Raw genomic sequence first — 1,569 nt, 5'->3', positions numbered from 1 at the left:
TAGTGGATACTGAATATTTGTAAGTGCCTTGTTTTCATGGGAACCGTTCCGTTACTGTCGTATAATGAATGCAGAGGAATTTCCTGTTTTTGGCAGTTTCCCTTGCACTTGTCATCTCGTAACGGAGGATTTATCCATGGTTTATCGGCATACTGACGTTCAACTATCTTTCGAATCGTTTGATTGCGGCCTGGGCACATCACTCAGTCCTGATAACGAGTGGGTGAAGTTAGCCTCGCTCATTCCATGGCAGAAGCTGGATGAAGCATACCAATCTGTCTTTAATAAGAGTGCCGGACGTGCTGCAAAACCATTTCGCGAGTTGTACGGTGCCGAGCTGATCAAACAGCGGACACATTTATCAGACGCGAAGCTGGTGGAGGCCATTCGCGACACGCCAGCGTTTCAGTACTTCATGGGAAGAACACGTTACGAGGCCAAGATTCCTTTCAATGCCTCAACTTTGACCTACTTCCGCCGTCGAGCCTCTAAGATCTCCGACTTGATTCGCAACATCATCACTGATGAAGTCCGTGAGAAGCTAGAAGCGATTGTGCCCGGAGCTCACGTGCTGATTACTGATGCCACCGCCGTGCCGATCAAGATTCAGTTTCCTCAAGATGCCTCCTTACTAAACAAAGCTCGGCTGAACCTTGAGGAGATGGTGCTTAAGATGGCGCAAGGGCTACAAGTTGCAATCCCGCGGACTTATAAGCGCTTGGCTAAGGCAACATGGACTGAATATTCACGCCACCCTGGCCGTCAGGCCAAGGCCCGGCGCAAGCAGATTAAAGCCCAGCTGCAGTACATTCGGCGAGACCTGCGCTACGTGGATGAACTGTTGAGCCAAGGCGGAGAAGCACATCTGACAGAATGGCAAATCAACCGGCTCGCAGTTGTCCGTAAGGTCTACGAGCAACAAAGATACATGTACGACAACAAGACTCATAGTGTTCCTGACCGGATTGTCAGCCTCAGTCAGCCGTATATTCACCCGATTGTTCGCGGTAAAGCTAAGGCACGCGTTGAGTTCGGGGCCAAGATTGACTGTTCAATTTTAGACGGGGTCATTGACGTTGAGCGTTTTGACTTCGAGAGCTTTAACGAAAGCACTGACCTGGCCGCAACCCTCGATCATTGTTGGGATACACTGGGGCAGTATCCCGATGAGGTACTAGCTGACACCCTGTACCGAACCCGAGCGAATATTGCATTGTGCAAGGAGCTGGGCATCAAACTGAGTGGGCCTAAGCTGGGCCGCCGGCCGAAGCATGTAGATGCCAAGCAGCGCAAGCTGGATACTGATGCGGAGAACAGACGCGGTGCGATTGAACGCAAGTTTGCCTTCTTGAAAGGCTCGCTTGGGCTTGATTTAGTGAACACAAGAACCGCTGAATCTCTGGTGGTCGAAGTTGATTCAGCTATTGTGTTGGCTAACCTCATGCTTCTTTTGGGTATTTTTTCTATACCAATTTCCGTCATTACCCACAGAGCCGGCAAAACATATCAAATTAACTATAAAGTCATCACTGAACGGTCAAAGTCAGCAGCCTAGTTCAGTACTGACTA

1 protein-coding gene is annotated in these 1,569 nt (G+C 49.6%); it reads left to right on the top strand.

Annotated features, from left to right (window positions below; all coding sequences use genetic code 11):
- Positions 1–136 precede the first annotated feature (136 nt).
- Positions 137–1,555, top strand: a complete 1,419-nt coding sequence (locus JUF21_RS11880) for an IS5 family transposase (protein WP_019863889.1) — start codon at positions 137–139, stop codon at positions 1,553–1,555.
- Positions 1,556–1,569 lie beyond the last annotated feature (14 nt).

It is taken from the genome of Lacticaseibacillus sp. 53-4 (assembly GCF_016861805.1).
In the GTDB taxonomy this organism is placed as follows: domain Bacteria; phylum Bacillota; class Bacilli; order Lactobacillales; family Lactobacillaceae; genus Lacticaseibacillus.
Note: the sequence above shows the minus strand (reverse complement) of the source record. Positions and strands in the feature narration are given on the sequence as shown.